Origin of the sequence: Haemophilus sp. HMSC071C11, from assembly GCF_001837655.1 — a bacterium.
In the GTDB taxonomy this organism is placed as follows: Bacteria; Pseudomonadota; Gammaproteobacteria; order Enterobacterales; family Pasteurellaceae; genus Haemophilus; species Haemophilus influenzae.
In genome coordinates this window covers 16,273-37,709 of the sequence record NZ_KV833450.1, presented here as the reverse complement: position 1 = coordinate 37,709, position 21,437 = coordinate 16,273, and the positions used below count along the sequence as shown (strand labels likewise).

20 protein-coding genes, 1 pseudogene and 1 riboswitch are annotated in these 21,437 nt (G+C 39.4%); of the genes and pseudogenes, 8 read left to right on the top strand and 13 right to left on the bottom strand.

Annotation, left to right across the window (positions count from 1 at the left end; genetic code table 11):
* Positions 1 to 30: 30 nt before the first annotated feature.
* From yegQ to rne, 7 genes are all read right to left on the bottom strand, one after another.
* Entirely contained in the window at positions 31 to 1,410 is a 1,380-nt protein-coding gene (yegQ, locus tag HMPREF2644_RS08290; protein WP_005686885.1) for a prephenate-dependent tRNA uridine(34) hydroxylase TrhP, read from the bottom strand.
* A gap of 168 nt (positions 1,411 to 1,578) precedes the next feature.
* Positions 1,579 to 2,883 (bottom strand): MFS transporter, encoded by a 1,305-nt coding sequence (locus HMPREF2644_RS08285; protein WP_005686884.1) that lies wholly within the window; start codon positions 2,881 to 2,883, stop codon positions 1,579 to 1,581.
* Positions 2,867 to 3,547, bottom strand: a complete 681-nt coding sequence (thiE, locus tag HMPREF2644_RS08280) for a thiamine phosphate synthase (protein WP_005686883.1) — start codon at positions 3,545 to 3,547, stop codon at positions 2,867 to 2,869. The genes HMPREF2644_RS08285 and thiE overlap by 17 nt, the downstream gene beginning before the upstream one ends.
* Before the next feature lie 10 nt (positions 3,548 to 3,557).
* Complete coding sequence (gene thiD, locus HMPREF2644_RS08275) at positions 3,558 to 4,367, bottom strand: bifunctional hydroxymethylpyrimidine kinase/phosphomethylpyrimidine kinase (RefSeq protein WP_005686881.1); 810 nt, start codon at positions 4,365 to 4,367, stop codon at positions 3,558 to 3,560.
* Complete coding sequence (thiM, locus tag HMPREF2644_RS08270) at positions 4,360 to 5,151, bottom strand: hydroxyethylthiazole kinase (protein ID WP_005686880.1); 792 nt, start codon at positions 5,149 to 5,151, stop codon at positions 4,360 to 4,362. The genes thiD and thiM overlap by 8 nt, the downstream gene beginning before the upstream one ends.
* A 129-nt stretch (positions 5,152 to 5,280) precedes the next feature.
* Positions 5,281 to 5,369: riboswitch (TPP riboswitch) on the bottom strand.
* A 111-nt stretch (positions 5,370 to 5,480) separates the two neighbouring features.
* Complete coding sequence (locus HMPREF2644_RS08265; RefSeq protein WP_005686879.1) at positions 5,481 to 5,693, bottom strand: opacity family porin; 213 nt, start codon at positions 5,691 to 5,693, stop codon at positions 5,481 to 5,483.
* Positions 5,694 to 5,924: 231 nt separating this feature from the next.
* Positions 5,925 to 8,732: a ribonuclease E gene (rne, locus tag HMPREF2644_RS08260; RefSeq protein WP_012055018.1), complete on the bottom strand. Its 2,808-nt coding sequence runs from the start codon at positions 8,730 to 8,732 to the stop codon at positions 5,925 to 5,927.
* A 421-nt stretch (positions 8,733 to 9,153) separates the two neighbouring features.
* On the opposite strand from rne, the gene rluC reads away from it, so the two are divergent.
* Both rluC and hfq read left to right on the top strand, forming a co-directional pair.
* On the top strand, positions 9,154 to 10,122 hold the full coding sequence (rluC, locus tag HMPREF2644_RS08255; protein ID WP_005659830.1) for a 23S rRNA pseudouridine(955/2504/2580) synthase RluC: 969 nt from the start codon (positions 9,154 to 9,156) through the stop codon (positions 10,120 to 10,122).
* A 90-nt stretch (positions 10,123 to 10,212) separates the two neighbouring features.
* Positions 10,213 to 10,488 (top strand): RNA chaperone Hfq, encoded by a 276-nt coding sequence (gene hfq, locus HMPREF2644_RS08250; RefSeq protein WP_005686877.1) that lies wholly within the window; start codon positions 10,213 to 10,215, stop codon positions 10,486 to 10,488.
* 95 nt (positions 10,489 to 10,583) lie between these two features.
* Here the strand turns inward: hfq and HMPREF2644_RS08245 are convergent, their stop codons facing one another.
* Together HMPREF2644_RS08245 and mepM are read right to left on the bottom strand one after the other, a co-directional pair.
* Positions 10,584 to 11,540 (bottom strand): sigma 54-interacting transcriptional regulator, encoded by a 957-nt coding sequence (locus HMPREF2644_RS08245; protein ID WP_005686875.1) that lies wholly within the window; start codon positions 11,538 to 11,540, stop codon positions 10,584 to 10,586.
* Positions 11,541 to 11,654: 114 nt separating this feature from the next.
* The gene (gene mepM / locus HMPREF2644_RS08240) at positions 11,655 to 13,082 is read right to left on the bottom strand and encodes a murein DD-endopeptidase MepM (protein ID WP_011272032.1); all 1,428 of its coding nucleotides are present in this window, start codon (positions 13,080 to 13,082) and stop codon (positions 11,655 to 11,657) included.
* A gap of 171 nt (positions 13,083 to 13,253) precedes the next feature.
* On the opposite strand from mepM, the gene znuC reads away from it, so the two are divergent.
* The 5 genes and pseudogenes from znuC to tilS all read left to right on the top strand — a co-directional run bounded on the left by znuC (position 13,254) and on the right by tilS (position 17,350).
* Positions 13,254 to 14,060, top strand: coding sequence for a zinc ABC transporter ATP-binding protein ZnuC (gene znuC / locus HMPREF2644_RS08235; protein WP_005656411.1), 807 nt, complete (start codon positions 13,254 to 13,256; stop codon positions 14,058 to 14,060).
* Entirely contained in the window at positions 14,060 to 14,845 is a 786-nt protein-coding gene (gene znuB, locus HMPREF2644_RS08230) for a zinc ABC transporter permease subunit ZnuB (protein WP_005686871.1), read from the top strand. The genes znuC and znuB overlap by 1 nt, the downstream gene beginning before the upstream one ends.
* An 88-nt stretch (positions 14,846 to 14,933) precedes the next feature.
* The gene (gene accA / locus HMPREF2644_RS08225; protein ID WP_005686868.1) at positions 14,934 to 15,881 is read left to right on the top strand and encodes an acetyl-CoA carboxylase carboxyl transferase subunit alpha; all 948 of its coding nucleotides are present in this window, start codon (positions 14,934 to 14,936) and stop codon (positions 15,879 to 15,881) included.
* A gap of 69 nt (positions 15,882 to 15,950) precedes the next feature.
* Positions 15,951 to 16,058, top strand: a pseudogene (locus tag HMPREF2644_RS09175) (pyridoxal kinase); the annotation flags it as partial.
* The gene (tilS, locus tag HMPREF2644_RS08220; RefSeq protein WP_012055017.1) at positions 16,058 to 17,350 is read left to right on the top strand and encodes a tRNA lysidine(34) synthetase TilS; all 1,293 of its coding nucleotides are present in this window, start codon (positions 16,058 to 16,060) and stop codon (positions 17,348 to 17,350) included. The pseudogene HMPREF2644_RS09175 and the gene tilS, both read left to right, overlap by 1 nt.
* Positions 17,351 to 17,357: 7 nt before the next feature.
* On the opposite strand, the gene mutH is transcribed toward tilS, so the two are convergent.
* The 3 genes from mutH to HMPREF2644_RS08205 all read right to left on the bottom strand — a co-directional run bounded on the left by mutH (position 17,358) and on the right by HMPREF2644_RS08205 (position 20,012).
* Complete coding sequence (gene mutH / locus HMPREF2644_RS08215) at positions 17,358 to 18,029, bottom strand: DNA mismatch repair endonuclease MutH (RefSeq protein WP_012055016.1); 672 nt, start codon at positions 18,027 to 18,029, stop codon at positions 17,358 to 17,360.
* Positions 18,026 to 18,565, bottom strand: coding sequence for a methylated-DNA--[protein]-cysteine S-methyltransferase (locus tag HMPREF2644_RS08210; RefSeq protein ID WP_012055015.1), 540 nt, complete (start codon positions 18,563 to 18,565; stop codon positions 18,026 to 18,028). The genes mutH and HMPREF2644_RS08210 overlap by 4 nt, the downstream gene beginning before the upstream one ends.
* Before the next feature lie 73 nt (positions 18,566 to 18,638).
* Positions 18,639 to 20,012: a porin gene (locus HMPREF2644_RS08205; RefSeq protein WP_012055014.1), complete on the bottom strand. Its 1,374-nt coding sequence runs from the start codon at positions 20,010 to 20,012 to the stop codon at positions 18,639 to 18,641.
* A gap of 206 nt (positions 20,013 to 20,218) precedes the next feature.
* Between HMPREF2644_RS08205 and HMPREF2644_RS08200 the strand changes: the two genes are divergently transcribed.
* Positions 20,219 to 20,506: a YfcZ/YiiS family protein gene (locus HMPREF2644_RS08200; RefSeq protein WP_012055013.1), complete on the top strand. Its 288-nt coding sequence runs from the start codon at positions 20,219 to 20,221 to the stop codon at positions 20,504 to 20,506.
* A 97-nt stretch (positions 20,507 to 20,603) separates the two neighbouring features.
* On the opposite strand, the gene cpdA is transcribed toward HMPREF2644_RS08200, so the two are convergent.
* A complete protein-coding gene (gene cpdA, locus HMPREF2644_RS08195; protein ID WP_065245028.1) occupies positions 20,604 to 21,428 on the bottom strand; it encodes a 3',5'-cyclic-AMP phosphodiesterase in 825 nt (274 codons plus the stop codon).
* Between the last annotated feature and the right edge of the window lie 9 nt (positions 21,429 to 21,437).

Below are 21,437 nucleotides of genomic sequence, written 5' to 3'. Positions count from 1 at the left end.
GGTATGATTTAAATTCTGTTTTATATCACACTAGCAATGTGGGTTTCTTGTATTGGTATTAACTAAATTACGCATTAATAAAGCGTAATTTAAGTTAATATCTTGTGGTACATTTAAGAATACAAAATGCCCATCACCTAGTGCTGCATCAACCGTTTCATTTTTACGATTTAGCATTTTTTCAATTTTGAAATTAATATTGCCTTGTGGTGTCATCATTTCTACATTGTCGCCAAGTAAGAATTTGTTTTTTACTGCTACTTCAGCCATACCTTGTTCGTTACGTTTGCCCGTAAATTCACCGACAAATTGCTGACGATCAGAAATAGAATAGCCATATTCGTAGTTTTGGTATTCATCGTGCGTATGGCGACGTAAGAAACCTTCGGTATAACCACGATGCGCAAGGGATTCTAACGTATCCATTAAGCTTTCATCAAATGGTTTGCCTGCGGCTGCATCATCAATGGCTTTGCGGTAAACTTGAGCCGTTCTTGCACAATAATAAAATGATTTAGTACGGCCTTCGATTTTTAAAGAATGCACACCAAGTGCGGTCAGTTTTTCCACATGTTGTACGGCACGTAGATCTTTTGAATTCATAAAGTAGGTGCCGTGTTCATCTTCAAACGCTGTCATTTGTTCGTCAGGCTTTTGTGATTCGGTATAAAGGAAGACTTTATCTGTTACTGTGCCATCGCCTAAGGTTGGTGCTACATTTTTCACTTCGATTTGTTGAGCAGGATCGATTTTCGGCACGATGTTGCCTACTTCATCCGTCGTGCCTTCTTCCATTTTGTATTCCCAACGGCAAGCATTGGTGCAAGTGCCTTGATTTGGATCGCGTTTGTTGATATAGCCAGAAAGTAAGCAACGGCCAGAATACGCCATGCACAACGCACCATGTACGAAAATTTCGAGTTCAATATCTGGCACTTGTTGGCGAATTTCAGCAATTTCATCTATTGAAAGTTCGCGCGATAAAATCACACGAGTTAATCCCATTTGTTTCCAGAATTTCACTGTTGCCCAGTTTACCGCATTGGCTTGCACAGAAAGATGAATATCAATATTAGGGAAATTTTCACGCACCAACATAATTAAGCCTGGATCAGACATAATTAAAGCATCTGGTTTCATATCGATGACAGGTTGTAAATCTTTAATAAAAGTTTTGAGTTTGGAATTATGGGGTGCAATGTTTACCACTACATAGAATTTTTTGCCAAGGGAATGGGCTTCATCGATCCCGATTTTCAAATTGGCGTGATTAAATTCATTATTGCGTACACGTAAGCTATAACGAGGTTGGCCTGCATAAACCGCATCTGCACCATAAGCAAACGCATAGCGCATATTTTTAAGAGAGCCTGCAGGGGAAAGTAATTCTGGTTTGAATTGGGTTGTCATAATATTCTCTTTTGTCTGATTTCAGGTCAGGGATTTACTCAAGGTAAATCGTTAGGTGGGGTATTGTAGAGAAAATATTTGGCTTGTAAAGGAAAGTGCGGTTAAATTCTTAGTAGAATTTTATGTAAAATTTAACCGCTTAATAGGTTGTATTTAATTCCTCAAATCTTAGGATAGTAATTTATCTTTCGTTTCTGAAATAAACCATAATCCAATCAAGCTCAATACAGCGTTTAGGGTTAAATAAATCCCCACACCTTTTAAGCCGTAGTGAGCATTCAGCGGTAAGGCAATGATTGCCGCAACACTTGCCCCGAATAAACCTGCAATATTATAGGTTAAAGAAGCACCTGAATAGCGGGCGTGAGTAGGGAAGAGTTCAGGTAAAAAACTTGCTAATGGTCCATAGCCCATTCCAATTAACCCCATACCGATGAATAAAAACCAAAACAGACTGGTAGTTGTACCGTTTTCGAGAAATAACGGCAAGGATAAACCAAAAATCGCAACGCCAACGGTTGTCCAAATGAGCCAAATACGGCGACCAATTTTGTCGATATATTTGCCCGAAGCGGCAATGGTAATAGCCAAAGAAACCGCACTTGCCATCAATAAAGCGGTAAAAATTTGCGGAGAAAATCCTAATCCCATTGCGTATCCTGCCTCTGAAACCGTTGGGGCAGATTTGGCGTAAATTTGGCTAAAGGCAATCATAATGTAGAACAGCACATAGCCAGCAATGCAAACCAACATTCCTAAGAAAAACGGCTTGAAATAAGTAGTGACAACTTCCAACATTGGTAAGCGTTTTGGCTGCGGTTTATTGAGTGCCGCAAGGAAAATCGGGGCTTCAGTCAGTTTTAGGCGAACATATAAGCCAATTGCCACTAAGATAACGGAAGATAAAAATGGTATCCGCCACGCCCATTCAGTCATAGCTTCTTGCCCGAAAATCGCAGTAATGCCTAAGAATACGCCATTTGCCAACAACAAGCCAAGCGGGGCTCCCAGTTGTGGGAAAGTACCATACCAACCTCGTTTACCTTCTGGAGCATTTTCAACCGCAACTAACGCAGCACCGCCCCACTCTCCGCCTAAACCGATACCTTGCCCAATACGGCATAAACAGAGCAAAATTGTCGCCCAAATACCGATGCTGTCATAGGTTGGCAACAAACCGATAACCACAGTGGAAATACCCATCAACAGCAAGCTCATCACAAAAGTATTTTTCCGCCCGAAACGGTCACCGAAATGCCCGAACAATATTGCTCCCAAAGGGCGAGCAATAAAAGTAAGTGCTAAAGTGGAAAGTGCCGCAATCTGCCCTGAAAGTGGATCTGCGGCATGGAAGAATTGATGGTTAAATACCAATACCGCTGCCATTGCGTAAATGTAGTTATCGAAATACTCAATTGCAGTGCCGACCATCGTCGCTGTTGCTACTTGCTTTAAACTATTTTGCGTATTCATCACTTGCCTCCCGTAATGCTTTTGTTGCGGCTTGCACATTATCGGCGTGCGTAATTGCAGTAATCACTGCCACACCATCCGCCCCAAATTCTCGTAAGGTTTTAACGTGAGCTAATTTCACCCCACCAATTGCCACAAGCGGTTTAGTTATGCCCACATTTCGCAAAGTTTGAATAAATGCCATTCCTAGTGTTGGTTTGGGATTTTCTTTTGATTGCGTTGGGAAAATCGGGCCAATTCCAAAATAATCAATTTCCGCTAAATTTTCCCCAATTTTTGCCTCGTCTAAACGATTCACCGACCAACCAATAATTAGCGGTTTATCTGTTTTAGCGCGAATCTCTTGCACAGGCATATCGCTTTGCCCAACGTGAATGCCATCCGCCTCGATTGCCAACGCCAAATCAACGTTGTCGTCTACAATAAACGGTACGCCATATTCACGGCACAAATCACGACAACTCATCGCCAGTGCCTTCTGTGCTGAGGGCGTATGTTCTAACGAAAATTTGCCTTTATCCCGAAATTGAAAGCAGGTAATTCCGCCTTCTAACGCTTGTTTAAGCACGAATAATAAATTTTCTGATAAGTTCTCGCCCAAATGACGGCAATCTTGCGTGCCTGCCACAAAGTAAAGCGGTAAGATTTTTTGAATATTTTTCATCTTTCAATCCTTAAAGGCGACTGTAAGCCCAATGATTTGTCGGCCCGTGTCCTTGCCCAATATTCAACGGGTGAGAAATCGCAGCGGTAATAAAATCTTTCGCTGTTTTTACCGCACTTTGCAACGGTTCGCCTTTCGCCAACTCTGCGGTTAAACAGGCAGAAAAGGTACAGCCCGTACCATGTGTATGCGGCGTGTTGAAACGGGGGCTTTGCAAAGTAAAATGACGACCATCTGCAAGTAAAACCCAATCTTGGCACAGCTCACTTTGCGAATTGAGCGAATGTCCGCCCTTAATAATCACATTCTTCGCTCCCTGTTTTTGCAATGCTTTTGCGGCTTGTTGAATACTGATGTCGTCCACAATCGCAATCCCCGTTAATGCTTCCGCTTCGGGAATGTTTGGTGTAATCACGTCCGCCAACGGCAGCAATTTTTGGCTTAACGCACTCACCGCTTGCTGTTGCAATAAGGGTGCACCGCCTTTGGCGATCATTACAGGATCTAGCACTAGCGTGCCGAAAGGTTTATCAGCAAGAAAATCTGCAACGCATTCAATAATTTCTGCATTGCCCAACATACCAATTTTGCAACTTGCAATCTGGAAATCATTTTTGACCGCTTCCAGTTGCGCTTGAATTGTTTTCAGTGGAATAGGGTGAATATCAAATACGCCAAGTGTGTTTTGTGCAGTAACAGCTGTAATTACGGATGTACCAAACACGCCGCGCATTTGGAAGGTTTTAAGATCCGCTTGAATGCCTGCACCACCGCCACTGTCTGACCCTGCGATGGTTAAAACTTGTTTCACATTACTCATTGATGCGCCCTCTTTGTCCAATGGTTTCAGGGGAAAGGGCAGCAAGCTCGTCCAACAAACGGATTTGGAACTGTCCCACTTGTGTGGTTAAGCCTTGCGCCGCACACTCGCCTGCAATGGTGTATGCTACACAGGCTTCTAATGTCGCAGAAAAATAATTTCCTTCACTTACCGCTAAAAAAGCCGCACACACGGCACTCAATAAACAGCCCGAAGCCGTAACTTTCGGGAACAATGACGTGCCGTTGTGAACGGTCGCAGTTTGTGTGCCATCGCTGACAATATCCACCGCCCCGCTAATCAACACCGTACAGCCATAGCGTTGAGCCACTTTCTCGGCAACGGCTTTTAAATCCACTTCGCCTTGCCCTGCATCTACACCTTTTGCCTGCCACGTCTCGCCTGCAATGGCAGCCAGTTCACCTGCATTACCACGAATAAGTGCGAATTTTACTTCTGCCAGCAATTGGCGAATGGTCTCACGGCGATAGCTCGTTGCCCCCACACCAACAGGATCTAACACTACAGGAATTCCAACCTCATTTGCCGTTTTTCCTGCCTGCAACATTGCCTCCCGATCTTTACCAATCAGCGTACCAATATTAATGACCAATACTTGACTGATTTTCGGTACTTCCTGCATTTCTTCGATATTCGCCGACATCAAAGGCGAAGCTCCTAATGCCAACAAGCCATTGGCACTAAAATTTGCTGCCACAATGTTGGTGATGTTATGAATGAGCGGATTCTGCTCACGGATTTTGGAGAGATAAATTGATTGCATAAGCATTCCTTGTATTGAATATAAAATAAACAAAAATGCCCGCTATTCACTGTGAGCAATTAGCGGATGTAATAAAATGTAGAAAATTGGAAAAATAAACAGGATAAAATCGTGATAGAGAAAGGTTGAATATGTGGCATATTAGTTTCCTACGTCAGTGCTAACTGTTTCAGGTTCACGGGTATCATCTCAGCCTTTCGGCACCCCGACTAAAAATTGCATGAAGTTTACGCTTCTTTTCAAGAAAAAACAAGCGGTCAAATTTTTCCCTCATTTTGCAAATAATGAGAAGAATTTGACCGCTTAAATAGAAAACTAAATTTGTTTAATTAAAAACGGTAACGTACACCGAAAGAGGCTTCGTGAGTTTTAAAACGCACGTTTTCTAAGCGTCCCCAATCGTTATAACGATAATCTAAGTCTAAGGTAATATTCGGTGTAATGTCATAGCCAATACCACCAATAAAACCAAAGCCAATGCGTTTTATGCTTCTAGAACCTGATGTTTCCTGATCCGCCTTCACATCTCCGCCTATTGGCATATTGTTAGTCTTAAATGTAAGTTTTGTTGTAAATTCATCTTTTGTGTAACCGCTGGTAGCAACATGCCCAACTTACTCTGTTTTATAATATAAGTAAAAATGTTTTAATTAAAGCATAAAATAACAGCAAAATTTGACTGATTGGTTTTTTATGCTTTCAATCAAACTGTATTTATAAAATAAAAAGAATTGACGTAATTTTGGTTACGTCAATTCTATTTTTATTTTTGATTATTCTGATTTTGCGCGGGTTGGTTCAGAATAAACGTGGCTAATTGCACAATGATGTCCTGCCGCACCTTTTCCATAGAAATAATAACGAGAATCCTGCCAAGCCCTAATTGGGAAAGCCTCTGGCATTTCATCATTTGCTTTCGCTAAAGTCATCTCCGCTTTTGTATGGGGTACTGAAGAAATTGTACCTAAACGTCCATTAAATTCATAAGTGCGGACAAATTTTGATACTTTCTCGAGCGTTTCAGGTTCATCTACATTAATTGCTGGATCAATAGATTCAACAACTTCTTGAGGTTTATACGAACTTAAACGGTCTAAAGATTCTTGTACTTTTTTCTGTACCGATTCATTAGCTGGTTGAGTAATAAAATCTAATGCAGGTTTTACATCAGGGGATTTTTCTTCAACGACAATTCCCATTGCTGGCGTGATAAATCCTTTTTTAGTTTTCTCTTGCTCAAGCAATTCATCCACAGATAAGAAATGATTTTCTTTTGGCAGATTTACCGTTGAATAATCAATCCAAGCCTTGCCACTTGCCAATTCAGGCGAAACCACCGCAGCAAATAATGGCATTGGCGATTTTGGCTCTTGATTACGGCGACGACGCTGATTATTCGCTGCACGTAAATGACGTGGAGTACGACGCTGACGCTCTTGACGTTCAGAACGTTGGTTCTGATGAACGGGTTTTTCATCATTATTTTGAACCGTAATTACATCCACTTCTGGCATTTTTTCAGTCGTGCTGAAGTTATTTTCAACAACTGTTTCATTATCTTCAACGCGCACGCGTTTACGTAAATCACGGCGTTGGCGGCGTTGAGTTACAGGCTCAGTTCTTTCTTCTTTAGCCTCAAAAACAGGTGTAGAATTTACCGCACTTTCAGCGATACTTTCTTCCACTAAGTTACGGCGCGGACGGCGTTGATTACGCTCACGGACATTACGAACCTGTTCTTCGGTTCTTTCTGTTTCGTTATTTTCAGAACGTGGACGACGAGAAGAACGACGATCCTGTGAACGGCGTTGATTACGATTAGGATTGCGCGAAGTGCGGTTATTTTTCGGTTTGTTTTCTTCAGATTTAGTCGCAAATAAACCTTTAATTTTCGCAATAATTTTAGCTAACAAAGAGGGTTCATTTGATTTACGCTCAACTGGCGTTGGGGCTGCTTCTGAAATAGAAAGTGCAACTACTGCACTTTCAACCGCTGGTTGTTCAATAACAGCTGTTGTTTCCACATTACGAGAAAGCAGTGATTCTTCAGTATTTTCATCTTGAGCGCAGTGAATTTTCGCTAAGTTATAGCTTAATTCATTTACTTCTTCGCCATCACGTAAACGGAAAACACTAAAGTGCGGTGTTTCCATTGCTTCATTTGGGGCAACAATAATATCGACATTATGACGCTTTTCAATATTACTGATTGCTTTGCGTTTTTCGTTAAGAAGATAAGAGGCAATTTGTACTGGCACAATGGTATGTACTTGCTTGGTGTTCTCTTTTAATGCTTCTTCTTCCAGCAAACGTAAAATAGATAAAGAAAGAGATTCATTATCACGCACTTTGCCTGTTCCTTGACAACGAGGGCAAATATGGTGCGAAGATTCGCCCAATGATGGGCTTAAACGCTGACGTGACATTTCTAACAAACCAAAACGAGAAATTCGGCTAATTTGAATACGGGCACGATCTGGACGAACCGCATCACGAATACGATTTTCTACTTCACGTTGATGGCGAATTGGTGTCATATCAATGAAATCAATGACAACTAATCCACCTAAGTCACGTAAGCGTAATTGACGCGCGATTTCATCTGCCGCTTCAAGGTTGGTATTTAATGCGGTTTCTTCAATATCGCCACCACGAGTAGAACGTGCGGAGTTAATATCAATGGCGGTTAATGCTTCAGTTACATCAATAACGATTGAACCGCCAGAAGGTAAACGCACTTCACGTTGGAATGCGGATTCAATTTGAGATTCAATTTGATAGTGACTGAAAAGTGGCACTTCGCCTTGATAAAGTTTCACGCGATTGATGAAATCAGGACGCACAAGTTTGATATGCTCTTTCGCTTTCTCAAAAATTTTTGGGCTATCAATCAGGATCTCACCAATATCACGACGCAAATAATCGCGAATAGCGCGTACAATCACATCGCTTTCTTGATGAATTAAAAATGGAGCTGGACGACTTTGTGAAGCTTGTTTGATCGCTTCCCAATGATGTAATAATACTTTTAAATCCCATTGTAATTCTTCTGGCGATTTTCCCACACCAGCAGTACGGACGATTAAGCCTACACCTTCAGGCACATCTAATGAACTTAATGCTTCTTTTAGTTCAGTACGTTCATCGCCCTCAATACGGCGAGAAATTCCTCCTGCCCGTGGATTATTCGGCATAAGCACCAAATAACTGCCAGCAAGAGAAACAAAAGTAGTTAAGGCTGCACCTTTGTTTCCTCTTTCTTCTTTATTAACTTGAACGATAACTTCCTGTCCTTCGGTCAAAATATCGCGAATATTCGGACGACCTTGAAAAACATAATCATCAGGAAAATATTCACGGGCAATTTCTTTTAAAGGTAAAAAACCGTGACGTTCTGCACCATAATCTACAAAAGCCGCTTCTAAGCTTGGCTCAACGCGAGTAATTGTTCCTTTGTAGATATTCGCTTTTTTTTGTTCGTGTCCTGGGCTTTCAATGTCCAAGTCAAAAAGGCGTTGTCCATCGACAAGCGCAACACGCAACTCTTCTTTTTGAGTTGCATTGATTAACATTCTTTTCATTGTCAATTCTCTTATTAAATATTTAAAAAAACCTCAAAATAAACCGCACTTTGTTTCGTTATCGACCTCGTGTTTCTCGCGCCAGTCAATCTCACGACTGTATGTTGCTGGGTGCATTGATAACGTTATTAAGCATAAATATTTGCTTGATAAAACAACGCGATATTCCGCATGCGTTGCAAACGGCTGATTTATTTTAAGAAAAATGTTGATTATCAATGTCTTATGCCAATTGCCGCATTGAGTTTTCACCAACAAAACTTATCCTTTTTTACGCAAATTCTTAGGTGCAAAAAGAGGGTCTATTATCCATAGAAAACGATTAATTAGCAAGGCGAATTTGCGTTCATAGAGTGACGTTCATATTACGTTTATAGTGCCTTTATGATATGATTTGCAGCGATTTTCAAAAGGAAAAAAAATGACAAAACAAAATGAAAAAATCATTAATTCATCCGTAAAAATGCTGACAATTAGTGAAGATGAAAGTGGGCAACGAATTGATAATTATTTATTAGCAAAACTCAAAGGTGTACCCAAAAGTTTAATTTATCGCATTGTGCGTAAAGGCGAAGTGCGAGTAAACAAAGGCAGAATTAAACCAGAATATAAACTGCAAACAGGCGATGTTGTACGCATTCCACCTGTGCGTGTCGCAGAAAAAAATGATGCGCCGATTTCAAAAAATCTCAATAAAGTTGCCGCACTTGAAAACCAAATTTTGTTTGAAGATGATTGCTTGATTATTTTAAATAAACCCTCAGGAATCGCGGTGCACGGCGGAAGTGGTTTAAATTTTGGTGTGATTGAAGCCTTACGAGCATTACGCCCAGAAGCACGCTTTTTAGAACTGGTTCATCGTTTAGATCGCGATACATCAGGCATTTTATTAATTGCCAAAAAACGTTCAGCATTACGCAATTTGCACGAACAACTTCGCGTCAAAACCGTTCAAAAAGATTATTTAGCGTTAGTACGTGGGCAATGGCAATCCCATATAAAAGTTATTCAAGCCCCTCTTTTGAAAAATGAATTATCTAGCGGAGAGCGTATTGTGCGTGTCAGCGAGCAAGGAAAACCATCTGAAACTCGCTTTAGCATTGAAGAACGCTATATAAATGCTACGCTTGTGAAGGCTTCACCAGTCACAGGGCGAACCCATCAAATCCGTGTGCATACACAATATGCTGGGCATCCTATTGCATTAGATGATAAATACGGCGATAAAGATTTTGATAAACAAATGAATGAATTAGGATTAAATCGTTTGTTTTTGCACGCTTTTTCAATTCGGTTTGAACACCCTAAAAATGGCGAAACACTACGTTTCAATGCGTCACTAGATCATCAAATGAAAGCAATTTTGCAAAAGTTGCGGGAAAGCAAATAGACAATATTTCTGTTTATTGCTACACTTGCACACGGAGACAACTCGTTTCTATCAACAAATTTCATAATAACGACAACAAAGGATAGCAAAATGGCAAAAGGACAATCTTTACAAGATCCTTATTTAAATGCGCTTCGTCGTGAACGCATTCCTGTATCAATTTACCTTGTAAACGGAATTAAACTTCAAGGTCAGATTGAATCATTCGATCAATTCGTGATTTTATTAAAAAACACAGTGAACCAAATGGTATATAAACACGCAATTTCAACGGTTGTGCCTGCTCGTTCAGTTTCGCATCACAATAATAACCATCATACCACTCCAACAGAAGCAGTTGAAAACGTGGAAACTCAAGCAGAGTAATCACAACACCATTAATGGACAATCAATATTTATTAAGTGCGGTTGAAAATTCTTAGGAAATTTCAACCGCACTTTTTCCATTTCAAATCGGAAAATTATTTTCCAATTCCATATTGTTTCAATTTATTCGCAATCGCAGTATGGGAAACGCCTAAACGTTGAGCCAATTTTCTCGTGCTTGGATATTCTGCATAAAATAATTTTAGAACTTGTGCCTCATAAGAACCGATGATTTCATCTAAGGTTTTATTTCCAAATTCATCCAAAGAAATTACTGCACTTTGTGGCGGAGCAAGATTTAAACTTTCGATAGTCAAATGATTATCTTGTACCAGAGAGCAGGCACGATAAAGGGTGTTATAAAGCTCACGAACATTCCCTTTCCAGTCATATTTCTGCAAATAAAGAAGAAAATCTTTATCGAAAGTTGGTTTTGCAATTTTTAATTCTTCGCTGATTTCCTGTAAAAAACCTTGTGCCAGTGGCTCAATATCAGTCATGCGTTCGCGTAATGGCGGCACATTAAGAGTAAGAACATTTAAGCGATGAAATAAATCAGCACGTACTTTACCTTGCTCAACAAGCAAATGGAGTGGAACCTGTGATGTGCAAATCACACGTACATTTGCATAATGTTCCTTTTCTTCGCCTACTCGACGGAAAGATCCATCCGTTAAAAAACGCAATAATTTAGCCTGCAAACCCAATGAAAGTTCAGCAATACCATCGAGTAAAACTGTACCCTCATTTGCGTATTCAAAAAAACCAATGGTTTCGCTGTCGCCAACTTTTCGACCAAACATTTCACTTTCGGCATCTTCATCAGGCAACCCAGCACAATTTACTGCGATAAATTTTTTATCACGACGTAAACTCTGATAATGGCAGGCTTTCGCTAACAAATCCTTTCCTGTCCCCGTTTCGCCTTGAATTAACAAAGGCACATCAAACATAGCAAAACGTTTCGCGTTTTCTACCGCACTTTTCATCGCTTCACTTTGTACAATAAAACACTCGAAAGGTTTTTGTGGATTAAATTTAGAAATCGTCATATTCAGGGAATGGAGATAATTAAGATATGGCTATGATAATTTCTTTACAACAAAGTGTAAATATTATTTTACATAAGGTAAAAATGCGACCATTTTTGACCGCACTTTATATCGCTAAGGTTTTAACATTTTTTCAGCTTCACGAACACGAACAAGGAATTGTTTCCGTTCAGCTGAAGTCATACCACTGCTAGTACCGGGTAATTTAACAGTAAGAGGATTCACTGCTCGACCGTTAATACGAAATTCATAATGTAAATGCGGCCCCGTAGAAATGCCCGTGTTACCAGAAAGCGCAATACGTTCGCCTTTTTTAACGGTTTGCCCTGCTTTTACTAAGGATTTGCTCAAGTGCATATAAACAGTTTGATATTCACGCCCGTGACGCAACATAACATAACGCCCAGCACCGCCAGCCTGATAAGCGACCTTTTCAACTGTACCATCTGCTGGTGCAATAACTGGTGTGCCTTGAGAAACAGAGAAATCCACGCCTTTATGGGGACGAACACGTCCTGTTACTGGATGGCGACGATTTGGATTAAAAGGGGAGGAAACTCGCGCTTGTCGCTGCAATGGATAACGAGCAAAACCTTTGCCTAAAGTTTCCCCTTGCTGATTATAATAACGACCATTTGCCGCTTGCACTGCATAATAATTTTTACCACCAGATGAAATACGTAACGCTTCAACATTACCTTGACCTGTAAGTTTATCGCCTAAATATTCACGAGAAACTAAAATGGCAAATTGAGTGCCTTTTTTTAGTTTTCGTAAACTCACTTGCCATTGTAAGGCGTTACTAAGTTGGCTAATTTGTCGCGTATCAAGACCTTGTTCTCTTAAACTACTATTTAAAGAATTTTGAATCTCGCCTTTTAATACTTCTTTTCGCCAAATACTTTTCTTTTCAATAACTTGGCGTTTAAATTTCCCATCTTCGAGACGTTCATAAATACGTTCTTCTTTTTCAGAAACCAGCCAATTTAAATATTCCAAGTTATCATTTTTATTTAAAATCCAGTAAAATTGCTGACCTGCTTTTAAGTGGGCTAATTCGGGATCAAGCTTAATCAACGGTTGTACTGATGAATCATCTAAACCAGATAAAACTAAAACATCTTTTAACGTATCCCCTTCGGTTACCGTATAGCTAAATTGATCAGTAATTCTTATGGCTTGATCGGCCGCGTCTAATAAACCATTGAGTGCGTCTTGTGCGTGTTGAGGTAAAGTACCGAGATCATCTGAAGATAGTTTTACTTCATCAACTTCATCATCTTTTGCTTGCAGTTCATCATCATAAGAGGTGGCATCTTCATCAGGTTGAAGTGCGGTGGAATTTTTATTTGGCGATGTATTTAACTCGTGATATTCCCCACTGTCAGAGGTGGAAAATATGGGATTTTCTTCAGATTTGTCTTTTATTGTAAGTAAAATGCCTGTCAAAATAAGCAGAATAGCAACAAAAAACACGCCTACTTTTATATATGTGCGTTTTTTTCGTCTATCTCGAGCTAATTTTACGTGTTGCACTGGCATCCCTAAAATAAAAAAGTTTTCAGCATTCAGACTACAGATTATAAAGAAAATTCATTCCTATGGAAAAAGCATTATTCAAATGCTTAAATATTCGACACAAGAGAGAAAATCTTGAGAATTCTATAAAAATGCGTTATTTTCCCCAACCATTGTTGAAAACACGGCGATTTTATGAATATCACAGCCATTCGCAACGAGCAAAACCAACAACCGCTCATTCAATTAAAAAATATCAATGTGGTTTTCGCACAAAAAACCGCTCTGCAAGATATTAATTTAAATATCTATCCCAATTCTATTATTACCATTGTGGGGCCAAATGGTGGCGGAAAATCAACGTTATTAAAAACCTTATTAAAACTACAAACGCCCACTTCTGGCGAAGTCATTTATAGTAAAAATGTTCGTATTGGTTATGTTCCACAAAAAATCCATTTAGATCATAGTTTACCCATCACGGTTGAGCGATTTCTTTCGCTAAAAAAAGGCATTAAAACACAAGAAATATCCACCGCACTTGAGCAACTTTCTATTTCACATTTACGCAAAAATAATATGCAAAAACTATCTGGTGGCGAAATGCAACGGGTATTATTGGCGCGTGCAATTTTAAATAAACCAAATTTACTTGTGCTAGACGAACCCACTCAAGGCGTAGATATTACTGGGCAGGCAGAACTTTATCAGCTCATTCATCAAACCCAACAAAAATTAAATTGTGCTGTATTGATGGTATCACACGATTTACACATTGTGATGGCAGACAGTAAAGAAGTATTGTGTATTAACCAACATATTTGTTGTGCAGGTACGCCTGATGTTCTCTCAAATGATCCAACATTTATGCGTTTATGGGGAAATCAGATCGCACAAAATATCGGCTTTTATACCCATCATCACAATCATCATCACACTTTACACGGAGATGTGTGCGGTTGTAATTCATCAGCAGTGCATTGTCAAAATAAGGATAAATAATGTTTGAAATTTTATTTCCAGCCTTTTTAACAGGCATTTTGCTTTCACTTATTACTGCGCCACTTGGCGTATTTGTAGTGTGGCGGAAAATGGCTTATTTTGGCGACACACTTTCTCACTCTGCCTTGCTCGGTGTGGCGTTAGGGATTTTCTTACAAGTCAATCCTTACATTGCGATTGTGGTGCTGACCTTAATTCTTGCTATCGCAATGGTGTGGTTAGAAAGCAATACGCAATTTTCTATTGATACCTTGCTCGGCATTATCGCCCATAGCTGTTTATCTCTCGGCGTTGTGACAGTAGGATTATTACGGAATGTACGGGTAGATTTAATGAATTATTTATTTGGGGATTTGCTCGCAATTAATTATACCGATTTAATTTATATTGGCATTGGCGTGATAATTGTGCTTTCAACATTAATTTACTTTTGGCAATCCTTACTTTCCACCACCGTATCGCCAGAACTCGCGCAAGTTGAAGGCATTAATATCAAAAAAATGCGTTTTATTTTAATGATATTAACCGCATTGACTATTGCCTTGAGTATGAAATTTGTCGGTGCATTAATAATCACATCCTTATTAATAATCCCTGCGGCAACCGCTCGTCGCTTTGCGAGAACACCTGAATCTATGGTGGGCTGGGCGATTGTAGTCAGTATGTTGTCAATTATAGCTGGGCTAATCTTATCAGCCTTTTATGATACCGCTGCTGGGCCTTCCGTTGTGATTTGTTCAGCGTTTTTATTTGTCTTATCACTCTTCAAAAAAGAGCGATTATGAGCTTGCCCAACCAGTGAAAACCATTTGCGCCACAGTTTAATTCTTGATAAAGTGCGGTCGATTTTTACGGTCTTTTTAGGATAACAAAATGAACCAAGAATATTTAGATTTTGAATTGCCGATTGCAGAATTAGAAGCAAAAATTGAAGCATTACATGCAGCATCGGATGATAAAGTTGATTTAACTGATGAAATCAAACGCTTACAAAAGAAAAGTAACGAACTCACTAAAAAAACCTTTGCTAACCTTGATGCTTGGCAAGTTTCACGTATGGCACGTCATCCAAACCGCCCTTATACATTAGATTATATTGAACATATTTTTACGGAATTTGAAGAACTTGCTGGCGACCGCGCTTTTGCTGATGATAAAGCGATTGTTGGTGGCTTGGCACGTTTAGATGGTCGCCCAGTGATGGTTATCGGTCATCAAAAAGGTCGTTCTGTAAAAGAAAAAGTACAACGCAATTTTGGTATGCCAGCCCCCGAAGGCTATCGTAAAGCGTTACGTTTAATGGAAATGGCTGAACGTTTTAAATTGCCAATTATTACATTTATTGATACTCCAGGGGCTTATCCAGGTATTGGCGCAGAAGAACGTGGTCAAGCGGAAGCTATTGCTCGCAACTTACGCGAAATGGCACAACTTACCGTTCCTGTTATTTGTACCGTTATCGGCGAAGGCGGTTCGGGCGGTGCATTAGCTATTGGCGTGGGCGATAAAGTGAATATGTTGCAGTATTCCACTTATTCTGTTATCTCGCCTGAAGGTTGCGCTTCTATTCTTTGGAAAAGTGCGGAAAAAGCATCGACTGCAGCGGAAGTAATGGGATTAACTGCAAGCCGTTTGAAAGAATTAAATCTTATCGATAGCATTGTGCAAGAACCTTTAGGTGGTGCGCATCGTAATTATCTAGAAATAGCTGAAAACTTAAAACTTCGTTTAAAAGAAGATTTATCAGAACTTGACGGACTAAGCAAAGAAGAATTATTAAATAGACGTTATGAACGTTTAATGTCTTACGGTTATTGCTAACTAACATTCTAAAAGAGCGGTGATTTTTGCCGCTCTTTTTTGATCTAAATATACAACAAAGGAGAAAACACAATGAAAACCACCTTTGAACTAGGTTCTTACGAATTACAAACCATTGCCGCACGTTTTGAAATTCTCAATCCAAGCAGCAATTATAAAGCTGAAAAAGTTGCCTAATGGATTTACTTTCAGACATTGAAAAACAACTCCAAAAAGCCACCGCTCAAGCATTTCTTATCGCCTTGAGTGGTGGTTTGGACTCCACTGTACTTCTTTCTTTATTTGCAAAACTTTGTCAAAAACAACCGCACTTACAGATTTTATCTTTACGAGCAATCCATATCCATCACGGATTAAGCCCCAATGCCGACAGTTGGGCTAAACATTGCCAAGACTTATGCGATCAATTTCAAATTCCATTGATTATCGAGCGAGTACAAGTAGATAAAACCAATGGCATTGAGGCTGGCGCACGTGAAGCACGCTATCAAGCCATAAAAAAACATCTTCAAACACAAGAAATGCTGGTTACGGCACATCATCTAAACGATCAAACAGAAACCTTTTTCTTAGCCCTAAAACGTGGCAGTGGGCTACAAGGCTTAGGCGCAATGCAACAACAAAGTGTATTATTCGGAATGCAAATTTTACGCCCTTTGTTAGGCTTTACTCGCCCACAGTTAGAAGATTATGCGCAAAAAGAAAAACTCAACTGGATTACAGATGAAAGTAATAAAGATAATCGATTTGATCGCAATTTCTTACGCAATGAAATCTTGCCAGAATTACGTGCACGCTGGGCTTATTTTGATTTAGCCGTGCAACGTTCCGCACAACATTGTTTTGAGCAACAACAGCTAATTAATGATTTATTGAGTGAAGCCTTTGCAGAACATTGTCAAATTAAAAACCAATTTAAACTGTGCCAGTTCCGCAAATATTCTCTCGCAAAACAAACCGCACTTTTGCGTATGTGGCTTGCGGAAAACCAACTTGAAATGCCAAGTAAACGCCAACTTACACAACTTATTAATGATGTTGTTTTTGCAAAAGAAGAGGCAAATCCTCAATTTCAGCTTGTAAATAAAATCATTCGACGTTATCAAGATCGTTTATATTTAACTAAGCCGTTTTCTGATCTAACCAAATACTGCCTAAAATTAGAACAAAACACGCTAAGTTTACCTGATGATTTAGGCAATCTCAGTGTTCAAGAAAATGAACATAATCTGATTTTCCACTGGCAGGATTTTTCTGTGACGCTAGAAAAAACGGACTTGCCTATTTCTATTCGCTTTGGCTATTCGGGCAAAGTTAAACATCATCCGAAACGCCCAAGAGAAGATATAAAAAAAATCTGGCAAGAATTAGGCGTACCACCTTGGGAACGAAATCGAATTCCCTTAATTTTTTACGGCAACGAGCTAAAAAGTGCGGTCGGTTTTTTCCGTGTTTTTGACGAGTATTAAAATCAAGTTAAAGTGGCTTTACATCTAAAAATGCGTTCAAAATTTGAGCGGTGAATTCTTTTCTTAGATAAAAACCTAAAGGCAAGGTATCTATAATTTCGCCATTTTTTCCTATGCCTTTTGTCACAGCACGACTATTTGCCCCTTTTGGACGGAGTTGCATAACCTCGCCAATTCGAGCAGTAATTTGATCCAATTTGCCAAGTACAATTAAATCCATCAATTCTTCCCAATCTTGTTTTAATTGACGTTCTTGTTCAGCAGTTGGTTTCCATAAAATTGGCGCACCGATATGGCGTTCACGCAATGGAATATGGCGACTGCCTTCAATGGGCATCCAAAGTACACAAGAAAGTTTATGACGAACGTGGGAATTTTCCCATTTAACCCCTGAATTTTGTACCAACGGGGCAAGGCTCACAAAGGTGGTTTCAAGCGGATAACCCTCCGCATTAATTGGCAATGTTTTAAGCTCAACACCTAAATGAGAAAAATCCTGTTCGGCTTTACTCCCTGCCGTTGCACCTAAAGCGCGCTCTAATAACATTCCCACCCAGCCTTTATCACGTTTTAAATCTGGCGGAACAGGAATATGCAGTTCATCCGCTAACTCCCCAAAAGTTAAGCCTGCAATTGATTGCGCTTGGGAAAGCAATTGTTCAAGGGTTTGTGGAATCATTCGTGATATTTCTTAAAAAAGCGTGGCTTCGTGTTTTCAGTGCCTTTATCAATATAGGGAATTTTCTCTAGCTGTAATAAAAAACGTTTTGCCTCTAAGCCACCACCAAAGCCAGTTAAAGTTCGGTCTTTGCCTAAAATGCGGTGACAAGGAATAATAATACTAATCGGATTACTACCTACCGCGCCTCCCACGGCACGAACAGCTTTCGGGTTATTAATCCGTAACGCCAGCTCGCCATAAGTTGAAAGTTCGCCATAATCAATTTCTCGCAAGGCTTGCCAAATGGCTTGTTGAAACGCAGTGCCTTCTGGTTTTAAGGGAATCTCAGAAAAACGCTCAATTTCCCCATTAAAATATCGTTCAAAAGCTAACCGCACTTTTTGAAAAACAGGCAATTCATCTTGCTTTTGCCATTTTGGATTAGGCGCATATTGCTCTTTTTCAAAATCAATATGCGTAATGCTCTCGCCGTCAGATAAAATCAAAAGCCGTCCCACTGGCGAGGGGTAATAAGTGTAATAAAGTGCGGTCATTTTTGCCTTGTTTTTATAAAAAAAGCACACTTGCTGTGGAAGTGTGCTTTATTATGCTAAATTTTTTAACGGATTAGAAACTATAATTTAAGTTTAAGCCGTAAAGATTTGCGTGTGCTTGAGAAGTATAATTTGCAGTTGTATTGATTGTCAATGTACCACCTTTGGCACCTATTTCTTTTACTTCTTTAAAGTGAACTTTTTTGCCTTTTAAGTAAGCATAGCCAAGATCAACAGATAAATTCGGCGTGAATTTATAGCTTGCCCCTAAACTATACCAAGTGCGATCGGTATCTGGAATTGCAGCACTACGCTGATGACGAGATGCCGCTTGATCGTAAGCAATACCTGCACGTAAGGTCAATTTTTCATCAAGGTTATAACTTGCCCCTAATGCAACACGAGAGTTATTACTGTATTGTAATTCTTTATCAAACGCTTTTTTACCATCTTCGAAGCTAGCGTTTAATTTTGTTAAACGACTCCAATGGGTATATTTATAACTATAATGCACAGCAAGTTTGTCAGTTAATTGATGGAAACCAGAAAGTTCTAAGTAATCTGGCAATGTAAGGGTTAAATCACCTGTTTTACCTGCCTTGATAACATTTGCTTCTAAACTAGTGGCAGTGCGGTCAGTAAAATCAATATCTACTTTAGAATGATAGGCTAAACCAATTCTGTTAGCTTCATTAAATTGATACATTACACCTGCATTCCAGCCAAAGCCCCAAGCTGCTCTATCTTGTAATGACACAACAGATTTGTCTTTAGAGGTCAAATTCTTACCAATATCTCTTAATAGTTCTGGCTGTGTTGTGAGTACTGATGTTATTTGGCTATCATTAACAGTATCCTTAATAATACCAGCATTCCGTTCAACTTGGGCTTTAGCATAAACCGCATTTACCCCTAAACCTAGGCTCAAGCCTTCTGTTACTCGATAAGCACCACTTAAATTTAAGTTGATAGCACTCAAGTCAGTTTTTCCACCAAATATACCAGCATCATAACTATCGTCATATTCACTTTTTAGACCGAAATTGACATTCATTCCTGCACCCAGCGCGAATTTATCATTCACTGGCGCAACGAAATAAAGATTTGGCACAAAAGCACCAGGAACAACATTACGCGCTGAAGCTGAGCCGTCCTTTGTTGATATCATTCTCGGACTTACTATAGCAGAAGAAGCTACATCACCATTCATATTAATTCTAGAATCAACATAAACGCCACCTGTGGAAAACTGTGCCGTTTTAAATAAACTCATCAAAGCTGGGTTAGTTGCCACGACAGAAGCATTATCTGCAATCGCCGCTTCACCTGCATAGGCACGACCAAGCCCAGAAGTAGAAACTTCCGCCAATTGAAACGCTGCCGCATTTGCACCACCTGCAGCCAACAACATTGCAGTTGCTAATAGAGATTGATTAAATTTTTTCATTTGGAACCCTTTGTTATAAATAAAAATCTGGGCAATTATAAAGCCCGAATCTATTGAGTGCAACTCTATTCCTTATTTTTATTAGAGCTACGACTAGTTAGCAGGAGCTTTTTGCATTTAATGGATTGTTTTGTTGAATTTTTGTCATTTATGGGGAACAAGAAAAATGATAAAATGCACCAAAATATTCATATAAGGAAAAGAAAATGACCGTAAAATGCAAAGCAGAAGAATCCTTAACTTGTAGCTGTGTTGATGTAGGCACGATTATTGATGGCTCTGACTGTAGCGTAGAAGTACATCAATTTTATAGCACTGAAGCTGATGCCAATGCTGCGCTTGAACGATTAATGAAGAAAGCACGCAATACAGAAAGCGATCCTTGCGAAATTAAAAGCGAAATCGTGGCAGTTGAAAACGGCGTTCAATTAAATGCTTCTTTCACTTTTAGTTGCCAAGCAGAAGCGATGATTTTTGAACTGGCGAATCGTTAAAAACAATTAAAAATTTGACCGCACTTTTATTGGGTTAGAATAGTGGACGTTTTAAAAATACGCACTATAAAAACGATTTTTAAAACGTCCACAAAATTTAATACCCTTCTTCTTGCATATTCGGCAAAAATTCCGCTTGCTGAATACGTTTCACTTGGGTACGAATTGAACCATCTGAATGTAGCTCAATTTCACGCCAACCAGGCTGTAAGGTATCAAGAGAAAAATACTGGCAATCAGGTTTAAATTGAATACAAGTCGCTGGTGTTGCCATTACTTGATAACCATTCCATTCACTATTTACTTCTTGATGAATGTGCCCATATAAAATAGCTTTCACATTGGAAAAAGGCGCAAGCACTTCTGCCAATTCGTGAGAATTACGAAGGTTATGTTGATCAAGCCATGCGGAATTAGTTGGTAATAAATGATGGTGTAATACAACCAACGTATAACGTTCTGGATTTTTTCCTAAGGTTTCTTTTAATAAATCGAGTTGATGCTGGCTTAGTTGCCCATGTGGTACACCGTAAACTTGGCTATCTAACAATAAGGCTTGCCAATGTTCGCCCAATAGAAGATGTTTTGCCACGTTCATTGGTGGCTGATTTAAAAATTCCGCCATTTTAGGCTGAAAGTCGTGATTTCCTGGAATCCAAAACACAGGTTTATTGAAAGGTTTCATCATTTCTACAAAACGAGTGTAACCTTCATCGCTACTATCCTGCACAAGATCACCTGTAGCAAGAATTACATCAAATTCGTTATTTTCTTGCTGAATTTCCTTTAATACTTGAGCAAAACTTGCTTGTGTATTTACCCCCAATAATTCCGCACTTTCATCTTTAAATAAATGGGGATCGGTAATTTGTAATAACTTTATAACAGGCTTTTCCGCCTGATAAACAAACGTATTTTTCATTAATGCCCC

Excerpts from the sequence above, each read along its gene's own strand:
- mutH (WP_012055016.1), bottom strand. The coding sequence starts at position 18,029 with ATGATTCCACAAACCCTTGAACAATTGCTTTCCCAAGCGCAATCAATT.
- accA (WP_005686868.1), top strand. The coding sequence starts at position 14,934 with ATGAACCAAGAATATTTAGATTTTGAATTGCCGATTGCAGAATTAGAA.
- znuC (WP_005656411.1), top strand. The coding sequence starts at position 13,254 with ATGAATATCACAGCCATTCGCAACGAGCAAAACCAACAACCGCTCATT.
- HMPREF2644_RS08285 (WP_005686884.1), bottom strand. The coding sequence starts at position 2,883 with ATGAATACGCAAAATAGTTTAAAGCAAGTAGCAACAGCGACGATGGTC.
- mepM (WP_011272032.1), bottom strand. The coding sequence starts at position 13,082 with ATGCCAGTGCAACACGTAAAATTAGCTCGAGATAGACGAAAAAAACGC.
- thiM (WP_005686880.1), bottom strand. The coding sequence starts at position 5,151 with ATGCAATCAATTTATCTCTCCAAAATCCGTGAGCAGAATCCGCTCATT.
- cpdA (WP_065245028.1), bottom strand. The coding sequence starts at position 21,428 with ATGAAAAATACGTTTGTTTATCAGGCGGAAAAGCCTGTTATAAAGTTA.
- znuB (WP_005686871.1), top strand. The coding sequence starts at position 14,060 with ATGTTTGAAATTTTATTTCCAGCCTTTTTAACAGGCATTTTGCTTTCA.
- yegQ (WP_005686885.1), bottom strand. The coding sequence starts at position 1,410 with ATGACAACCCAATTCAAACCAGAATTACTTTCCCCTGCAGGCTCTCTT.
- rne (WP_012055018.1), bottom strand. The coding sequence starts at position 8,732 with ATGAAAAGAATGTTAATCAATGCAACTCAAAAAGAAGAGTTGCGTGTT.
- HMPREF2644_RS08245 (WP_005686875.1), bottom strand. The coding sequence starts at position 11,540 with ATGACGATTTCTAAATTTAATCCACAAAAACCTTTCGAGTGTTTTATT.
- HMPREF2644_RS08265 (WP_005686879.1), bottom strand. The coding sequence starts at position 5,693 with ATGCCAATAGGCGGAGATGTGAAGGCGGATCAGGAAACATCAGGTTCT.
- HMPREF2644_RS08205 (WP_012055014.1), bottom strand. The coding sequence starts at position 20,012 with ATGAAAAAATTTAATCAATCTCTATTAGCAACTGCAATGTTGTTGGCT.
- rluC (WP_005659830.1), top strand. The coding sequence starts at position 9,154 with ATGACAAAACAAAATGAAAAAATCATTAATTCATCCGTAAAAATGCTG.
- hfq (WP_005686877.1), top strand. The coding sequence starts at position 10,213 with ATGGCAAAAGGACAATCTTTACAAGATCCTTATTTAAATGCGCTTCGT.
- thiD (WP_005686881.1), bottom strand. The coding sequence starts at position 4,367 with ATGAGTAATGTGAAACAAGTTTTAACCATCGCAGGGTCAGACAGTGGC.
- HMPREF2644_RS08210 (WP_012055015.1), bottom strand. The coding sequence starts at position 18,565 with ATGACCGCACTTTATTACACTTATTACCCCTCGCCAGTGGGACGGCTT.
- HMPREF2644_RS08200 (WP_012055013.1), top strand. The coding sequence starts at position 20,219 with ATGACCGTAAAATGCAAAGCAGAAGAATCCTTAACTTGTAGCTGTGTT.
- tilS (WP_012055017.1), top strand. The coding sequence starts at position 16,058 with ATGGATTTACTTTCAGACATTGAAAAACAACTCCAAAAAGCCACCGCT.
- thiE (WP_005686883.1), bottom strand. The coding sequence starts at position 3,547 with ATGAAAAATATTCAAAAAATCTTACCGCTTTACTTTGTGGCAGGCACG.